This window comes from Nocardia sp. NBC_01009, from assembly GCF_045208035.1.
Lineage (GTDB): Bacteria > Actinomycetota > Actinomycetes > Mycobacteriales > Mycobacteriaceae > Nocardia.
On record NZ_CP108695.1, the window covers coordinates 7,447,636 to 7,465,044 of the forward strand.

Here is a 17,409-nt window from a genome sequence, read left to right on the forward strand (position 1 = left end):
TGCGTGTGTGCCGCAGCGCCTGTTGCACGGGAGATCGACCCGAGCCATCCCCCATCCCGACTCACAGAGCGAGTTCCCATGACTGCCGTACACGACACCACAACCACCGCCACCGTGCAGATCGCCCCGGTCGCCGGACACATCGGCGCCGAAATCTCCGGCGTCGACCTGCGCGAGACCCTCACCGACCAGCAGGTCGAGGACATCACCGCCGCGCTGCACAAGTACAAGGTGCTGTTCTTCCGTGACCAGCACATCGGCCACGCCGAGCAGATCGCCTTCTCCCGGCGATTCGGCGCGGTCACCCCCTCACATCCCTACGACGACGACGCGCCGACCGAGTACCCGGAGATCCTCGCCGTCGATAGCCGGCTGTACGAAAAGCGTTTCGGCGTGCGGAAATTCAGCTACACGAACTTCTGGCACACCGATGTGTCCCCGCTGATCAACCCGCCCGCGGCTTCGATCCTGCGCGCCGACATCGCACCCGTGCACGGTGGTGACACCCAGTGGACGAACCTCGTCGCCGCTTACGAGAACCTGCCGGAATCGCTGCGGCATTTCGTCGAGGGCCTGCGCGCCGAGCACCGGTTCGGTGGTAGCAGGCCGGCGTGGAACACCGACAGCGACTACGCGAAGAAGGTGGCCGCTGCGCCGCTGGTCACCGAACATCCCGTGGTTCGAGTGCATCCGGTAACCGGGGAACGGGCGCTGTTCGTCAACCCGGGCTTCACCACCCGCATCATCGGGCTGAGCCCCAACCAGAGCGACGCGCTGCTGAAGCTGCTCTTCGACGAGATAGCGCAGCCTGCCTACACCGTGCGATTCCGCTGGGAGCAGGGCAGCATCGCGTTCTGGGACAACCGGGCCACCGCGCATCTCGCGCCGAGCGACCTGGATCATCTCGATGTCACCAGGGTGCTGTACCGCACGACGCTCGAGGGTGACATCCCGGTCGGCGTCGACGGGGTGGCCTCGACGTCCATCTCGGGCGCACAGTTCACCGGCGCCTGAGCCGACGACGGTCAGCGGAGCCGGTCGAGTGCTGCAGGGGCACTCGGCCGGCTCCGCGCTGTGACCGCACCGACGTTGGACGCACGCGGCGTCGAACTCTTGCTCGGCCGCCGGTAACCCGGGACAGTGGGCCGGGTCCGGCGCGCGTTGCGTTGGCGTCGGCGGACTGGTGCGGCCGCCACACCGTCGGCCGGTGTCCGACGGCTGGTGACCGATCGCGGCTAGATTTTCGGGTAAACACATGAAGGAGATATCTGTGCGCTTCGGCATCTTCATCCCGCAGGGTTGGCGACTGGACCTGGTCGGTATCGACCCTGCGGCACAGTGGGGGGTGATGCGCGATCTCGCCCAACGAGTCGACGTCGGTGACGTCTGGGAGTCGCTGTGGGTGTACGACCATTTTCACACCGTGCCGACGCCGACCGACGAGGCCACCCATGAGGCGTGGACGTTGATGGCGGCGTTCGCGGCCTCGACGTCGCGGATTCGGTTGGGGCAGATGTGTACTGCGATCAGCTACCGCAATCCGGCCTATCTGGCCAAGGTCGCCGCCACGACAGATCTGATCTCCGGCGGCCGGGTCGAGATGGGCATCGGCGGCGGCTGGTACGAACACGAATGGCGCGCTTACGGCTACGGATTCCCGTCGGCGGGTGAGCGTCTCGGACGCCTCGATGAAGGGGTGCGGATCTTCCGGCAGGCGTGGACCGAGGGCACGGCCACCCTCGACGGCAAGCACTACCAGGTCGACGGCGCCATCGTGCGTCCGCTGCCGTTGCAGGAGGGCGGGATTCCGCTCTGGATCGCAGGCGGTGGCGAGAAGAAAACGCTGCGGATCGCGGCGAAGTACGCCGACTACACCAATTTCAGCGGCAATCCCGAGGAGTTCACCCACAAGTCGGAAATCCTGCGCGCCCATTGCGCGGACGTCGGCACCGATTTCGACGCCATCGTGCGGAGCTCCAACTTCAATGTCGCCATCGGGTCCACCGAGGCCGAGGTCGAAGCACGCCTCGCCACCTTGCAGGCCCGCCTGAGCCCCTTCGTCGGCGCCGATCAAGCCGCCACTCATGTCGACGACCTCTACCGGGGCACCGCCGCGGTCGGCACGCCCGAGCAGATCATCGAGAACCTCACCAAGGTCCGCGATCTCGGGCTCGGGTACGCCATCTTCAACTTCCCCGAAGCCGCCTACGACACCTCGGGCATCGAACTGTTCGAGCGCGAGGTCGCGCCCGCGCTGGCGTGAGCGCTCGAAGGGGTGGTCTCCAACGCGGAGACCATCCCCTCTCCTGCCGTCACTCTCGGGGCAGTTCGCAGATCTGGACCAGCTCCGGCTCGCGGGTCCGAGTGATGAAAGTGCCGCGACCGGGCGGCATCGGGGAGGGGCGAACGTCACCGATCAATTTGCCCTCGTCTCTGGACCCGCTCATGAGCAACGCGTCCGCGCCGAGCTCGCGCATTCGGCTGATCACCGGGTCATACATTGCCCGGCTGGCGCCTGCCGTGCGCCGAGCCACGATCACACGGACACCACAGTCGCCGGCCTGCGCGAGCACATCGACCAGCGGCGTCAGCGGATTCGCGGAACTGGTCACCACGATGTCGTAGTCGTCGACGACAACGAATATTTCGGGACCAGTCCACCAGCTGCGCTCACGAAGTTGCTGTGCCGTCACCCCCGGCCCCGGCAGCCGACGATCAATGACATCGGCGAGCTGAGCCGCCATGTCGGCCACTTCCAGAGACGAATTCGAGTACCCCGACCGGAATTCGGTGTCGACGGCATCCAGCATCGTTCGCCGCGGGTCGATGAGGACAATGCGCACCTGTCCTGCGGCGGCCCGTTCGGTTAGCCCGGCGACGATGTTCCGCAGCAGTGTCGTCTTGCCCGCTCCGGCGTCGGCGAAGATCAACAACAGCGGTTGGCTCTGGAAGTCCAGCACCAGCGGCTGGAGGTCGGACTCCCGCACGCCGACGACGACGCGGCTCCCGCTCTGTTCGATCCCCAGTGCGTCGGCAGCCGCCAGCATCTCGGATCGATCGATCAGCGCCGGAAGCATCCGAATTTCCGGTGCGCGTCGGCCGGGATAGGCGTCGCTGAGTTTCCGGCCTGCCGAACCGATACCGAGAGACAATGTCTGGGCGTCCGTACTCGAGCCAAGGCGTGGCAGCGCCATCAGAATGTGCTGAGCTCCAGCGGGCCCTCGAATCAACGCGCGCCCGGGCACGTGCGGCACGAGCGCGGCCGCGCGCCTGCTGATACCGGAATCGTTCGAGTCGCTGAGCCGTAACTCCACCTCCATACCGATTCGCTCCTTGACAGCCGGGCGGATGTCCACCCACCTGGCGGCCGACAGGATCACGTGAATGCCGTATTGGAGGCCAACAACAGCAAGGAGATTCAACTCGGGTTCCAATGCCTCGAACTGCTGGAGCAGTTCTCGCCAGCCATCGATCACCAGGAACACGTCCCCGAACGGTTCCCGCAGAATCGGGTAGGCGGCCTGATGCCCGACGGGCAGCACATCGACATCGGCTCTGCGACTACGGAACTCGACCATCGACTCGATGTTGTGTGCGGCGAAGAACTCCTCACGCCGATGCAGCAGTGCGGTCAGCTCCGCTATCGTGCGCCGTACTCGATCCGCGTCCGTCCGGCTCGCGACGGATCCCACATGTGGTATGCCCGCGAGACCGGCGAACAACCCACCACCGAAATCGAGCACATAGAACTGGGCCTGCTCCGGAGTATGCGTCGCGGCCGCCGCGATGACAACGGCCGCCAGCGCGGTCGACTTGCCGGCCCCCTGACCACCGAACACCGCGACGTTGCCGTGCTCGCCGTCCAAGGACAACGTCAGCACGTCCTGCCGCTGGGCGGACGGATCGTCGATGACGGCGACCGGCACGCGAAGTCGGCCGTGCGGAACGCCGGAGTTCTGCACCAGCGTGCCGATCGTAGCCGGTACTGTCAACGGCGGCAGCCATACCTGGTGCGCACGTGGCGCTCTCGTGCGCAAGTATTCGACCAGAGCGTCGAGCAACGTACGCTGTACGGTCGCACCGGTGCCCGCACCGTGTACATCACGTTCCGGCCGCGCCACGTACGGCGCCTTGAAGCGGACAGGGTCGGAAGAATCGTATTTCAGGTAGCCGAGCCCCGGCGTGCTCGGCAATTGGTACGCATCCAGTGTGCCCAGCACGGAACGGGATTCATTGGCCGAGAAGGTTCGCAAGGCGATCCGATACGACAGGTGGTTCTCGATCGCCCCGAGCCGATACCCGTCCAGACGTTGGGTCGCCAGCAGCAGATGCATCCGCAACCTCCGGCCCAGTCGGGCAACCATACCGAGGGCATCGCCGAATCCCGACTTCTGCAAAAGGAGTTCGGCGACCTCGTCGACAATGATGATGAGAGCGGGCAGCGGCTCCTGCGGCACCAGGTCCGGTAGCGAGCCCGTCGCCCGTACTCGTTCGTAATCATCGACATTATTGAAGTTTCCCGCCGACCGGATCAACTGCTGTCGGCGTTGCACCTCGCCGGTGATCGCTTCGCCGAGCCGATCGACCAGTGAGAGATCTGCTTCGAGATCGTCGACCATCGCCGAAACATGTGGCAGGTCGGCCAAGCCCTCGAACGTCTCCGCGCCCTTGAATGAAATCAGCAGGAAGTTGACGATATCCGGTGAGTGGCGCACCGCGAGTCCGGCGACGATATTCTTCAGCAGCGTCGACTTGCCCGATCCGACGGCGCCGACCACCAAACCGTGTGGGCCCATGCCGCTTTCAGCGGCCTGCTTGAGATCCAGCTCCACGGTTTCACCGGTGTGCGTGACCCCGATGGGAATTCTGAGCCGGTCGCGACCGGTCCTGGAACGCCACGCCTCATCGAGGACGATCCGGTCGTCCTGGCCGATGCCGAAGAGGGCAGCGAAGTCGACCTCGCCGTCCAGCGGCGAACGCTGCGGACCGGACGCGCCGGCCGGAGTCGGCCACGCGCCGACCACTCGACTCACCAACTCGGCCGCGCCATCGGTCATATCCGACATGCCTACCGAATCGGGTTGCAGTTCACGCAGATCCGGCATGGCAATGCGAAATGGCCGCTGGCCGTATAGCGCCCAGCCGGGACCGTCGGGCAGCCGCGCGGCACGCTCGGTGTTGATCCGCGACTCGGCCGGGCGGTGCAACCGCAGTTCGACATGTGCGGGCAGCAGATCGCCCAGCCAGTCCGGAGCTTCACTCCAATCGCGGACCGTCGCGACCACGTGCACGCCGTACTCCGGTCCCGCGCTGGCCACCTGCCGGATCGTGTTGTCGAATTCCGGTATGTGCTCGCGGAAGTCGCCCCACCGATCGATCAGCAGGAACACATCGGCGACCGGACCATCGGTCAGCAGCGACCGCGCGGCGCGCAAGCTGGCCGGGGAATCGATGCTGTTGTCCCGGTACAGCTTCTTGCGACTGCGGATGGCGCCGGTGATCGTTTCCAGCAGCATCCGCACCTGCTCGGGTTCATCGTCGCCCGCCACATCCGCGACGTGCGGCAGCGCGCTCATCGAGCCCAGGCGGTTACTCGACTCCAGCACGTAGATCTGCGCCTCGGTCGAGGTGTGGGTCAGGGCAAGCGATCCGGCAAGCGTACGCAGCAGCGTGCTCTTTCCTGAGCCCGCGCGGCCGACGACGAGAAGATTGCCGTCTGCGCCGGCCAGGTCCAGCCACACCGTCTCGCCTGGAGCGCCGTCCGCGCGCCGCTCCTGACCGATCGGAACCTTGAGTCTTCCTGTCCCCCACCAGTTCTCCGCGCGCAGGCCGGTGGCCGGATCGCGTTCGAGCCGACCGAGCAGAGCACCGAGCTGCACTCGGTCACCTACCTCGAGAACGGCGGAGTACTTCCGCCGGACCCGGGCGACGTAGACCTCGTCCTTGAAGACGCCGTAGTGGTTCGGGGTCTGTCTACTCGTCCGGCTGCGCACATCGGCGCTGACATAGGTCCACAAGTCGTGCGTGCCGATCAGGCCGCTGCCGTTGTCGGCAAGTCCGGTGCCGATGCCCTTCACCAAGGCCGAAGTGAACACCGAAAGCGGTGCAGACTTATCCGAGCCGGCGCGCCCGTCCTCGGCCGTCTCGACGGCGCTGGAGGCGGTCAGCACGCAGATACCGTCGCCCGCGGCGAGTTCCCGGCCGACGTCGTCGATGTTCGGTGCGGACTTGACCACGTCCGCGCCGAGGAACGCGCCGCTGTAGCAGCAGTCCAGCAGAATGATCTTCGCCGCGGCGGCGGACTCCCTGATCAGTTCTCGAATGAATGTCGAGGACACCGCGGTGCTGCTCAACAACTGCGGGTCGGTGTTGCTGGTCGCCAGATACAGGTTCTGTCTGGTCCGCAGACCGTGGCCGGAGAAGTAGAGCAGGACAACATCCTCCGGCTCCGCACCGCGGAACAGTCGCTCGATACTGCGTTCGATCTCGGCCTTGGATTCGTTGGTCAGTATTTCGGTCGGCCGGAAGCCGCCGATTTCGGGGTCGCGCAGCAACTCTCGCAGCTGTTCGGCATCGGAGACCGGCGCGTACAGCCGAGGCAGACCCTCGAAATGGTAGGTGTCGTTGGCAATGAACAGTGCCAACCGCCGACCGGTCGGACTATTCATCGTCGAGCACGGCGCGGATTCGATCGACGATCTCGTCGACCTGGCCGTCCTTCGGTCGAAGGATAGTGACCTCCCGGTCACCGCGTTTGACGGTGACCGACGTCGCCCTGGTCCGATCGAGGAACTTGATGACTATGTCCCGGATTGCCCACGCCGTGGTTCCGATCGCCCCGCCGGAGGCAACGAGCTGGCCGATCTGCTCCAGCGCACCGGACTTCGCGCCCGTTGCGGCCGACGTGGTCGCCTTTCGAACGGCCAGTCCCCTGATCTGGCGCAGATCCTCCTGTAGCTCGTCGGCCAGTTGGTCCAGCCACTCAGGATCTCGACGCCGCTCGGAATTGATCACCAGCACAACGTCACTCATCACTGCCCCTCCAGTCGCCCCGCACTCACCGTAGTGCGACCACTCTAACCACGAGACAAGGGATTCGAACGCGAAGCGACGGCCGACCCGAAGAACGCAAAAGGGCGGTCTCCCATGGAGACCGCCCTTTCGGCAGCGCGACTACAGCATGCAGGAAACGCAGCCCTCTACTTCGGTTCCCTCCAGGGCCATTTGGCGCAGGCGGATGTAGTAGAGGGTTTTGATGCCCTTGCGCCAGGCGTAGATCTGGGCGCGGTTGAGGTCACGGGTGGTTGCGGTGTCCTTGAAGAAGAGCGTCAGCGACAGGCCCTGGTCCACGTGCTGGGTGGCCGCGGCGTAGGTGTCGATGATCTTCTCGTAGCCGATCTCGTAAGCGTCGTCGTAGTACTCGAGGTTGTCGTTGTCGAGATAGGGCGCCGGGTAGTAGACGCGGCCGATCTTGCCTTCCTTGCGGATCTCGATCTTCGAAGCCACCGGGTGGATGGAGCTGGTCGAGTGGTTGATGTAGGAAATCGAGCCGGTCGGCGGGACCGCCTGCAGATTCTGGTTGTAGATGCCGTGCTCCATGACCGAGGACTTCAGCTCACGCCAGTCGTCCTGGGTCGGGATGTGCACGCCCGCGTCGGCGAAGATCTGTGCCACGCGTTCGGTTTTCGGCTCCCACACCTGATCGGTGTACTTGTCGAAGTACTCGCCCGACGCGTACTTGGACTCGGGGAACCCGCCGAAGTATGTCCCGCGCTCCTTGGCGATCAGGTTCGACGCCCGAATCGCGTGGTAGACCACGGTGTAGAAGTAGATGTTGGTGAAGTCGATGCCCTGGTCGGAACCGTAGTGAACCCGCTCGCGAGCCAGGTACCCGTGCAGGTTCATCTGGCCGAGGCCGATGGCGTGGGACTGGTTGTTGCCCTGCTCGATCGAGGGCACCGAATAGATGTGCGTCTGATCCGACACGGCGGTCAGCGCCCGGATCGAGGTCTCGATGGTCTGCGCGAAGTCGGGTGAGTCCATCGTCTTGGCGATGTTCAGCGACCCGAGGTTGCACGAAATGTCCTTGCCCACCACGGCGTAGGACAGGTCGTCGTTGAACACCGACGGCGTGGAGACCTGCAGGATCTCCGAGCACAGGTTCGAGTGGGTGATCTTGCCCGCGATCGGGTTGGCCCTGTTCACCGTGTCCTCGAACATGATGTAGGGGTAACCGGATTCGAACTGCAGCTCGGCGATGGTCTGGAAGAACTCGCGCGCCTTGATCTTCGACTTGCGGATCCGCTTGTCGTCGACCATCTCGTAGTACTTCTCGGTGACATCGATATCGGCGAACGGTTTGCCGTAGATGCGCTCCACGTCGTACGGCGAGAAGAGGTACATGTCCTCGTTCTTCTTCGCCAGCTCGAAGGTGATGTCCGGAATCACCACACCGAGCGAGAGGGTCTTGATGCGGATCTTCTCGTCCGCGTTCTCGCGCTTGGTGTCCAGGAACCGGTAGATGTCGGGGTGATGCGCGTGCAGGTACACCGCGCCCGCACCCTGACGCGCACCGAGCTGGTTGGCGTAGGAGAAGGAGTCCTCGAGCAGCTTCATGATCGGGATGACACCCGAACTCTGGTTCTCGATCTTCTTGATCGGCGCGCCGTGCTCGCGAATATTGCTCAGCAGCAAGGCGACACCGCCGCCGCGCTTGGACAGCTGCAGCGCGGAGTTGATGGAGCGCCCGATGGACTCCATGTTGTCCTCGATGCGCAGCAAGAAGCAGGACACCGGCTCGCCGCGCTGCTTCTTGCCCGAGTTGAGGAAGGTCGGGGTGGCGGGCTGGAAGCGGCCGTCGATGATCTCGTCGACCAGCTTGCCCGCGAGCACCTCGTCACCGGCGGCGAGGGTGAGCGCGACCATACAGACGCGGTCCTCGAACCGCTCCAGGTAGCGCTTGCCGTCGAAGGTCTTCAGCGTGTACGAGGTGTAGTACTTGAACGCGCCAAGGAAGGTCGGGAACCGGAACTTCTTGGCGTAGGCCTGCTGGAACAGCGACTTGATGAACGGGCGGCTGTACTGGTCGAGAACCTCTGCCTCGTAGTAGTTCTCCTCGACCAGGTAGTCCAGCTTCTCGTCCAAGTTGTGGAAGAAGACGGTGTTCTGGTTGACATGCTGCAGGAAGTACTGGTGTGCGGCCTCGCGGTCCTTGTCGAACTGGATCTCGCCGTTCGGGCCGTACAAGTTCAGCATCGCGTTGAGGGCGTGGTAGTCCATGACCTCGCCGGCTTCCGTGCCCCGTACCGGGGGCTGCTCTAAGCGAGCCGTTTTTCCGGCCGGTGCTGTCGTTGCTGTTGCCAAAACAATCCCAATCCCTCGCGGACGCGCTCGACGTCCTCAGCGGTTCCCATGAGTTCGAAGCGATACAGATACGGCACCCCGCACTTGCGTGAGATCACCTCTCCCGCATAGCAGTACGTATCGCCGAAGTTCGTGTTTCCCGCCGCGACGACACCGCGCAGCAGGGCGCGGTTGTGCGGATCGTTGAGGAACTTGGCGACTTGCCGAGGCACGAAATCCTTGTCGGATCTGTTTCCCCCCAGTACGTGCCGACCGCCCCCATAGGTGGGGACGATCAGCACGTAGGGTTCGTCTACGCGCAGCGAATCGGCGGTGTGCAGTGGTATACGAGTTGCCGGGATACCCAGCTTCTCGACGAAACGATGTGTGTTCTCCGAAGCGCTGGAGAAGTAGACGAGCGCTGTCCCTTCGGACATGGCCGACTCCCTTCTTCCATCATTCGGATGAACGGAAAACGATCGGTAGCGTCAGGCCGCGACAGTGGCGAGCGACTTGATGCGATCCGGCCGGAAGCCCGACCAGTGATCCTCACCGGCAACGACGACCGGCGCCTGCAGGTAGCCGAGGGCCATGACGTAGTCACGCGCCTCGTCGTTCTCGGAGATGTCGATGACCTCGTAGTCGACCCCGACCTTGTCGAGGGCCTTGTAGGTCGCGTTGCACTGGACGCAAGCGGGCTTGGTGTACACGGTGATGGTCAATGGTGTCCCTCTCTCCTATGCCTGATCCACAGCCTGTGATCCGTATGCAGTGCATGATCCGACGTACGCTGCGCAAACTCCTGGATCCGATTTCGAAAGCCCTGCTCAGCCGGTTCGCACCGATGCTTTTCGCCTCGGGCCTCGCGCCGTTCTCCAGTACGGAAGACACTACACCTAGTGGCCGACAGATTCATACAACACGACATGTTGCGAACCACATTGATGAAATTCCTACGCGGTAAGTACCAGGACACTCGATTCACAACCCGACACGACCGTGGCGCAGATCACAATTTTGTACCGTAGCTCTCTTTCAGCAAACATTTCTTTACACACCGAAAGGCCACCCTCCACCGAGTGGAGGGTGGCCTTTCGGAAAGCTTGCGGACTTACCGCAGCTCAGGCGGAAACCAGCGCTTCGCGTGCGGCGACAACGAGCTCGCGCACCGTGCCGGCCAGCTGGGTGAGCGCCTCGGCATCCTCGCGCGGGTGCGCATCGCCGAACCGCTGGCCGAAGGTGCCGAAGTGCAGGTGTGCGGATTCCACGACCTTGGCGCCCGCGACGCCGAGCGCCTTGACCGCGTCAGCGTGCGCCCACTGCCCCGCGTTCGGGCTGATCGATCCACTCACCACGGCCACCGGCCGATCCTTCAGTGCACCCGCGCCGTATGGACGGGAAGCCCAGTCGATCGCGTTCTTCAACACGGCCGACAGTGTGCCGTTGTACTCGGGCGTCACCAGCAGCAGGCCGTTGGATGCGGCGACCGCGTCACGCAACGCCTGGGCAGCGGCGGGCACCGAACCGGGAACATCGAGATCTTCGTTGTAGAAGGGGATGTCGGCGAGGCCCTCATAGATGGCGACCTCGACACCCTCAGGCGCGGTCTGCACCGCAGCTTCGGCAACCTGCCGATTGATGGATGCGGCACGAAGGCTGCCGACCAGAGTAAGGATCCGGGTCTGACTCATGACGACTCCTGGTGTACTGAATGTTGGTGTCCGGGCTTTCATGAGACACTAACCGGACCACGGTCCGATTTCATTCCTTGGAGACGATGAGGGTTTTGTGAGCTACAGCACACACCCGCCGAGCGGGTCGATGCCCGAGCGTCCGCTGCTCGGCGTCGGCGCGCCCCTGCTCGGCACGCTCGAGCCGACCGAACGCGCCGATGCCGCCCGTAACCGGCGACTACTGCTGGACGCGGCACAAGAACTGGTGCGCGAACAAGGGGTGGACAGCCTCACCATGGACGCGCTCGCCAAACGGGCGGGCGTCGGAAAGGGCACCGTTTTCCGCCGGTTCGGCAACCGGGCGGGGCTCATGACGGCCCTGCTCGACCATTCCGAGGTCAAGTATCAGCAGGGGTTCATGTACGGGCCCCCGCCCCTCGGGCCCGGCGCACCACCGCAGGACCGGCTGATCGCCTTCGGCCGGGCTCGACTACTCGACATCGAGGTCGAGGGCGAGCTGTATCGCGCGGCCGAGACCGGCGAACGGTTCTCCGGACCGCCCTACCTGTTGCTCAAGGCCCACGTGTCGATGCTGCTGCGGCAGGCCGAGGTCACCGGCGACATCCCACTGCTCGCCGACGCGCTACTCGGTGCGCTCAGCGCGGCATTGGTGATGCACCAGATGCACGCCCTCGGCTACTCGCGCGAACAGATCGGCGACAACTGGGCAGCGCTCGTTCGGCGGGTTGTCACACCGCAATCACCAGTAGAGTGAGCTGCCATGCAGTCCTTGCGTGAACAGATCATCTCTGAACTAGGCGTCCAACCGAGCATCGAACCGAAGATCGAGGTGCGTCGCCGCATCGATTTCCTCAAGGACTACTTGCGTGTTACCCCCGCAACAGGTTTCGTGCTCGGCATCAGTGGCGGCCAGGACAGCGCGCTGGCCGGGCGGCTGTGCCAGCTGGCCGCCGAGGAGCTGCGCGCCGATGGCGTCGAGGCCACTTTCGTCGCGGTGCGGCTGCCCTACGGTGTGCAGGCCGACGAGGCCGACGCCAGGATCTCGATGAAGTTCGTGCAGCCCGACCGCTCGGTGGCGGTCAATGTCCGACCCGGCGCGAATGCGGTCGCCGCCGAGACCGCGCGCAGTCTCGGTGTGCCCGACCTGCGCGATTTCGTCCGCGGCAACATCAAGGCGCGCGAACGCATGGTCATCCAGTACGCCATCGCGGGCCAGCAGAACCTGCTTGTCGTCGGCACCGACCACGCCGCGGAAGCGGTCACCGGCTTCTTCACCAAATACGGCGACGGCGGTGTCGATATCACCCCACTCACCGGCCTCACCAAACGCCAGGGCGCCGCCCTCCTCCAAGAGCTCGGCGCACCCGCCAGCATCTGGTCCAAGGTCCCCACGGCCGATCTGGAAGACGACCGCCCCGCCCTCCCCGACGAGGAAGCGCTCGGCCTGCGCTACACCGAGATCGACGACTACCTCGAAGGCAAAGACGTCACCCCCGAGGTCGCCGCCAAACTGGAAACGATCTTCCAGAACACCCACCACAAGCGCACCGTCCCGGTCACCCCCCTCGACACCTGGTGGCGCTGACAACCACACCGCATTCCACAGCTCCGACACGGACGCGGCGGCCGCCGAGATCGGGGAATGGCTGATGGTTGCCGGGTCAGGAAGGTCCGAGAACGCAACCACAGCCAGTCCTCACGCTGGAAGCCGAGGACTGGCTGTGGTTGCGTTCCAAGCATTTTCGGTGGCGAGGGTAGTCGAATGGTGGTTGGTTCGGGGGGTGGGAGCCGCCATTTCACTGCGCTCGCGCGGCTTGTGAATGTTGTGACTGCCATCAGCGGGGAATGATGCGGGTGGGGGCGGGGCCGGTTGGTGGCTCGTGCTGGGGTGAGAGTGGGGGGCGGGCTTTCAGCCGCCTGCGAAGGGGGGCAGGACATCCACGCGGGGCGTGAGGGGGGTGGAGGGGTCGCGGGTTAGTTCGTCGCCTATCAGGTAGGCGCAGACGGCGAGCATTTTGTCCAGGTTGGGGCCGTAGGACTCGGCCAGGGTGGTGCGCAGGTCCGCGATGGTTGCGTCAGCGGGGAAGTCGAGGGTTTCCTTGTCTTTGCCGACGGCGTCGGCGATTGCGGCGAAATAGCGGATCTCAACCACCGATGGCTCCCATCGTGCGTTCCGGGGGGACGAAGTCGTCGGCGTCGATGCCGTGGCCTGCCCATTTGTTCCACATGGCACCGCGCCAGATGGTGGCGATCTCGATATCGTCGGCGCCGGAGCGCAATGCCTGGCGCAGATCGAATTCCTGGTCGCTGAACAGGCAGGAACGGAGCATGCCGTCGGCGGTGAGGCGGGTGCGGTCACAGGTGTCGCAGAACTTGCGGGTGACGGTGGCAATGATGCCGACTGTCGCGGGGCCGCCGTCGACCAGCCAGGTTTCGGCGGGGGCCGACGGGTCCGACCGGCCTGCCGCGGTGAGGTCGAAGCGGGCGCCGAGCACATCGAGGAGTTCGGCGGCGGTCACCATATTGGCGCGCGCCCACTCGTGGTCGGCGTCGAGCGGCATCTCCTCGATGAAGCGCAGCTCACACTCCTCGTCCAGACACCAGCGCAGCAGATCGGCCGCACCGGGCAGGGTTTCGCGCATCAGAACAGCGTTCACTTTCATCGGTGCCAGGCCCGCGTCCCGTGCCGCGCGAATGCCTGCGAAGACCGACTCGAGGCGGTCGCGGCGAGTCAGCTTGGCGAAGCCGAGCCGGTCGACGGTATCCAGCGAAACATTCACCCGACTCAGCCCGGCCGCCGCCAGACCGCGCGCGCGATGGGCGAGACCGACACCGTTGGTCGTCATGGCCAGCGGGGTCCCGGGTAAGCGTTCATGACACCCGGCGATGATCCGTTCGAGGTCGCGCCGCAGCAGCGGCTCGCCGCCGGTGAAGCGCACCTCGCGCACCCCGAGTTCCCGCACGGCCAGCGCGACCAGCCGCACGATCTCCTCGACGGTCAGCAACTCCTCGTGCGGAATCGCCGGCAGCCCCTCCTCGGGCATGCAATATGTGCAGCGCAGTGAACATTTCTCGGTGATAGACACCCGCAGATCGCGGGCGGTACGACCGAATCGGTCCACCAGGAACGGCGTGTCGGGGCGTCCATCGAGCGAGGGCCGCCCAGACCGCACGGCGGGAATCCCCATCTGGACCAACGTCACCTCTCTATTATGACCGCTCTACCAGCGTCGCCTAGGGCCGGACCACACCAACTCGACCTCACAAACACCGAGATCAGCGCGTGAGCGTTCGTGCGAAGCGACAAGAGAACTCGATGGGGTCGGCGATTAGGCTGACCGCATGACCTCTCGGCCCGCCACGTCCCAGGTCCGGTCCGTCGACGACTACCGGGACGCCATCGAACAGCTGCTGCGACCGCTGGCGGCGCGCACGGCCGAATCCGCCCCAGTGCCCGCGGCGCTGGGCAGGCAGCTGGCCGCGGATGTCCACTCGCCGGTCGACCTGCCGGTCTTCCGCAACTCCGCTATGGACGGGTACGCGGTGCGGTCGGAGTCCGTCGTGGTCGCCCCGGTGGTACTGCCGGTCGCGGGTGTCGTCGCGGCAGGCAATCCCGGTGCGACGCCGTTGCCACCCGGCGCCGCGATGAAGGTGATGACGGGTGCGCCGATTCCGCCCGGCGCGGACTGCGTGGTTCCGGTGGAGGACGTGCACGCCGACGGCGCGACGGTGACCATCGAACGCGGCCGCAGCGCAGGCGAATTCGTGCGGGAGCCCGGCACCGACGTGCGCACCGGCGAGCTGCTGGTTGCGGCCGGAACCAGGCTCGCACCCAGGCATATCGCGGCACTTGCCGCCGTCGGTCTGCCCTCGGTGCCGGTATTGCGGCCCATCCGCGCGGCGGTGCTGACCACCGGCGACGAGCTCGTCCCCGCCGGGACGCCACTGCAGCCGGGGCAGATCTACAACTCCAATGGCATCGCACTCGCCGCGGCGCTGACCGCGAACGGTGTGCTGGTCACCGCCGTCGAGCACAGTACCGACGACCCCGGAGCGTTCCGCCGATTGCTTACTGCCGCAACGGAATCCGCCGATATCGTGTTCACCTCCGGCGGCGTGTCCAAGGGCGATTTCGAAGTGGTCAAGGAGGTGCTGCAACCGCTCGGCGGGCAATTCGGCTCGATCGCGGTGCAGCCGGGCGGCCCACAGGGCCTGACCGTCGTCGACGGCGTTCCGATACTGAGCTTCCCCGGCAATCCGGTCAGCACCATGGTGTCCTTCGAGGTGTTCGCCAGGCCGATCCTGCGCCGGCTTGCGGGACTGCCCGAGGTCTGCACCCGTGAATTGCCGCTGCTGGAACCGGTGAAATCGCCGTCGGGGCGGCGGCAGTTCCTGCGTGGCCGGGTGACCGACGCGGGCGTCGAGGCCGTCTCCGGCCCGGGATCGCACCTCATCGCCGGAATGGCATGGGCGGAGGTACTGATCGATATCCCGGCGGAGGCGACCTCGGTCCCGGCCGGCGCGACCGTACTCGTCCGATCGCTGTGAACGCCGACGCCCGGTCACGAGACGGTGGCGCGGAGGTCCCTTCGCCCGCCGCGGCACCGCTGTGTCAATGTGGACATCATGAGTGAGTTGTCCCATGTCGACCGCGAGGGCCGCGCCCGCATGGTCGATGTGAGCGCGAAGGCCGACACCACCAGGATCGCGGTCGCGGCCGGTGAGCTGCAGACCACTGCCGAGGTGGTGGCGCTGGTGCGAGCCGACGACATGCCGAAGGCCGATGTGCTGTCCACGGCCAGGATCGCGGGCATTGCGGGCGCGAAGAAGACCTCGGAGCTCATCCCGCTCTGCCATCAGCTCGCGCTCTCGTCGGTCAAGGTCGAGTTCGCATTCACCGACACCACCATCACGATCGAGGCCACCGCGAAGACCAAGGGCCCCACCGGCGTCGAGATGGAGGCCCTCACTGCGGTCGCCGTCGCCGGGCTCACCCTGCACGACATGGTGAAGGCGGTCGACCCCGCCGCGACCCTCAACGGCGTGCGACTACTCACCAAAGAAGGTGGGAAGCACGGACATTGGGTACGTGCCGATGACGAAGCGGCGCAATCCCGTGCGGCAGGACCGGTCCCGCCCGCTGAAAGCGACCTGCAGCAGGTATCCGACACAGCCCACGCGACCGAGATTCCGAGTGACACAGCGCAGCAAGCTATTTCGGATGCCGAGCCCCGCTCGGCCGTGGTGGTGGTCGCCTCGACCGGCGTCGCGGCGGGTAGCCGAATCGACTCTACCGGGCCCGTGCTCATGCAATGGCTCACCGAACTCGGCTTCGCGGTACGCGGACCACTGGTCTACGCCGACGCCGAGATCGCCGTCGGCCTCGCCGACGCGCTGCGCCTCGCGCCGGCGCTGGTGATCACCACCGGTGGAACCGGCGCCTCCCCCACCGATGCGACGCCGGAGGCGACGCTGGCCGTCATCGATCGCGAACTACCCGGTGTTGCCGAAGCGATCAGGCAGCGCGGCACGGCGAAATTTCCCCTCGCCGCGCTCAGTCGCGGCGTCGCGGGATTGGCGGGCCGCTCGGTGATCGCGAACCTGCCCGGTTCGCCCGGCGGAGTGAAAGACGGTATGGCGGTGCTCGAGCCGCTCTTGGATCATCTGCTCGCGCAAGTCGCAGGAGGCGGCAGCCATGACAACCAGTGAACACGCGGCCGTGCGCCTCGCGGCCATCAGCGATCAGCCGCTGAATCCCGCGGAGGTCGAGGCGGCGGTCACGGGACCCGAGCACGGGGCCGTCGTGGTGTTCACCGGCAAGGTCCGCAATCACGATGGCGGACAAGCCGTTTCCGCGCTGGAATACTCGGCCCATCCCGAAGCCGAACGGTTCCTGCGGAACTGCTGCACCGAGCTGGCCGCATCCTCCGGCCTTCCGGTCGCCGCCGTGCACCGCATCGGTGCGCTGGCCGTCGGCGATCTCGCGATCGTCGTCGCGGTCGCGGCGCCGCATCGCGCCGAGGCGTTCGCCGCCTGTGCGGAATTGGTGGACCGGATCAAACACGAGGTACCGATCTGGAAGCGCCAGTTGTTTGCCGACGGCCTATCGGAATGGGTCAACGCCTGCGGGTGAGTGGTCCCGGATTTAACGGCGCCGAGCAAGATGGACACCTTCACCGAGGTATTCGGCACCACCGCCATCGAATTCGATGCCCCGGCGGAGGCGATGACGTTGCGGGCCACCGACATGGAAATACCGCTGACCACCAGCGACCCCATACTTGCCGCGGTATTGCAACCGCTCGCCGAAGCGCTGCCACCACCGCCGCCGCTGGCGAGCGCGTGGCCGCAGCGAGTCGCGTCCGCCCTGGCT

General features: G+C 65.5%; 15 protein-coding genes. 7 read left to right on the top strand and 8 right to left on the bottom strand.

The window, feature by feature from the left end; genetic code table 11:
- Positions 1-78: 78 nt before the first annotated feature.
- Both OHA42_RS33580 and OHA42_RS33585 read left to right on the top strand, forming a co-directional pair.
- Entirely contained in the window at positions 79-1,014 is a 936-nt protein-coding gene (locus OHA42_RS33580; RefSeq protein ID WP_406231912.1) for a TauD/TfdA dioxygenase family protein, read from the top strand.
- Between the two features lie 256 nt (positions 1,015-1,270).
- Positions 1,271-2,263 (top strand): LLM class F420-dependent oxidoreductase, encoded by a 993-nt coding sequence (locus tag OHA42_RS33585; protein ID WP_406239788.1) that lies wholly within the window; start codon positions 1,271-1,273, stop codon positions 2,261-2,263.
- 49 nt (positions 2,264-2,312) lie between these two features.
- Here OHA42_RS33585 and eccCb read toward each other — a convergent pair whose 3' ends face one another.
- From eccCb to OHA42_RS33615, 6 genes are all read right to left on the bottom strand, one after another.
- Positions 2,313-6,668: a type VII secretion protein EccCb gene (gene eccCb / locus OHA42_RS33590; RefSeq protein WP_406231914.1), complete on the bottom strand. Its 4,356-nt coding sequence runs from the start codon at positions 6,666-6,668 to the stop codon at positions 2,313-2,315.
- Positions 6,661-7,032, bottom strand: coding sequence for a hypothetical protein (locus OHA42_RS33595; RefSeq protein WP_406231915.1), 372 nt, complete (start codon positions 7,030-7,032; stop codon positions 6,661-6,663). Before OHA42_RS33595 ends, eccCb begins: the two co-directional genes overlap by 8 nt.
- A 141-nt stretch (positions 7,033-7,173) precedes the next feature.
- Positions 7,174-9,279 (bottom strand): class 1b ribonucleoside-diphosphate reductase subunit alpha, encoded by a 2,106-nt coding sequence (gene nrdE, locus OHA42_RS33600; RefSeq protein WP_406231917.1) that lies wholly within the window; start codon positions 9,277-9,279, stop codon positions 7,174-7,176.
- Between the two features lie 38 nt (positions 9,280-9,317).
- Positions 9,318-9,779, bottom strand: a complete 462-nt coding sequence (nrdI, locus tag OHA42_RS33605; protein WP_379061380.1) for a class Ib ribonucleoside-diphosphate reductase assembly flavoprotein NrdI — start codon at positions 9,777-9,779, stop codon at positions 9,318-9,320.
- Between the two features lie 51 nt (positions 9,780-9,830).
- Complete coding sequence (gene nrdH, locus OHA42_RS33610) at positions 9,831-10,064, bottom strand: glutaredoxin-like protein NrdH (protein WP_328404509.1); 234 nt, start codon at positions 10,062-10,064, stop codon at positions 9,831-9,833.
- 399 nt (positions 10,065-10,463) lie between these two features.
- Positions 10,464-11,033: an NAD(P)H-dependent oxidoreductase gene (locus tag OHA42_RS33615; protein ID WP_406231920.1), complete on the bottom strand. Its 570-nt coding sequence runs from the start codon at positions 11,031-11,033 to the stop codon at positions 10,464-10,466.
- Positions 11,034-11,163: 130 nt separating this feature from the next.
- Here OHA42_RS33615 and OHA42_RS33620 point away from each other — a divergent pair, with 130 nt between their 5' ends.
- Positions 11,164-11,790 carry a TetR/AcrR family transcriptional regulator gene (locus OHA42_RS33620; protein WP_406239790.1) on the top strand — a complete coding sequence of 209 codons (627 nt, stop codon included), beginning with the start codon at positions 11,164-11,166 and terminating at the stop codon, positions 11,788-11,790.
- 6 nt (positions 11,791-11,796) lie between these two features.
- Positions 11,797-12,621: an ammonia-dependent NAD(+) synthetase gene (nadE, locus tag OHA42_RS33625; RefSeq protein ID WP_406231921.1), complete on the top strand. Its 825-nt coding sequence runs from the start codon at positions 11,797-11,799 to the stop codon at positions 12,619-12,621.
- 324 nt (positions 12,622-12,945) lie between these two features.
- On the opposite strand, the gene OHA42_RS33630 is transcribed toward nadE, so the two are convergent.
- Both OHA42_RS33630 and moaA read right to left on the bottom strand, forming a co-directional pair.
- On the bottom strand, positions 12,946-13,188 hold the full coding sequence (locus tag OHA42_RS33630) for a MoaD/ThiS family protein (RefSeq protein ID WP_328404515.1): 243 nt from the start codon (positions 13,186-13,188) through the stop codon (positions 12,946-12,948).
- Positions 13,181-14,239, bottom strand: coding sequence for a GTP 3',8-cyclase MoaA (gene moaA / locus OHA42_RS33635; protein ID WP_406231923.1), 1,059 nt, complete (start codon positions 14,237-14,239; stop codon positions 13,181-13,183). The genes OHA42_RS33630 and moaA overlap by 8 nt, the downstream gene beginning before the upstream one ends.
- A 139-nt stretch (positions 14,240-14,378) precedes the next feature.
- Here moaA and glp point away from each other — a divergent pair, with 139 nt between their 5' ends.
- The 3 genes from glp to OHA42_RS33650 all read left to right on the top strand — a co-directional run bounded on the left by glp (position 14,379) and on the right by OHA42_RS33650 (position 17,169).
- Entirely contained in the window at positions 14,379-15,584 is a 1,206-nt protein-coding gene (glp, locus tag OHA42_RS33640) for a gephyrin-like molybdotransferase Glp (protein ID WP_406231925.1), read from the top strand.
- Between the two features lie 78 nt (positions 15,585-15,662).
- Entirely contained in the window at positions 15,663-16,745 is a 1,083-nt protein-coding gene (moaCB, locus tag OHA42_RS33645) for a bifunctional molybdenum cofactor biosynthesis protein MoaC/MoaB (protein WP_406231926.1), read from the top strand.
- A complete protein-coding gene (locus OHA42_RS33650; RefSeq protein ID WP_406231928.1) occupies positions 16,732-17,169 on the top strand; it encodes a molybdenum cofactor biosynthesis protein MoaE in 438 nt (145 codons plus the stop codon). Before moaCB ends, OHA42_RS33650 begins: the two co-directional genes overlap by 14 nt.
- Positions 17,170-17,409 lie beyond the last annotated feature (240 nt).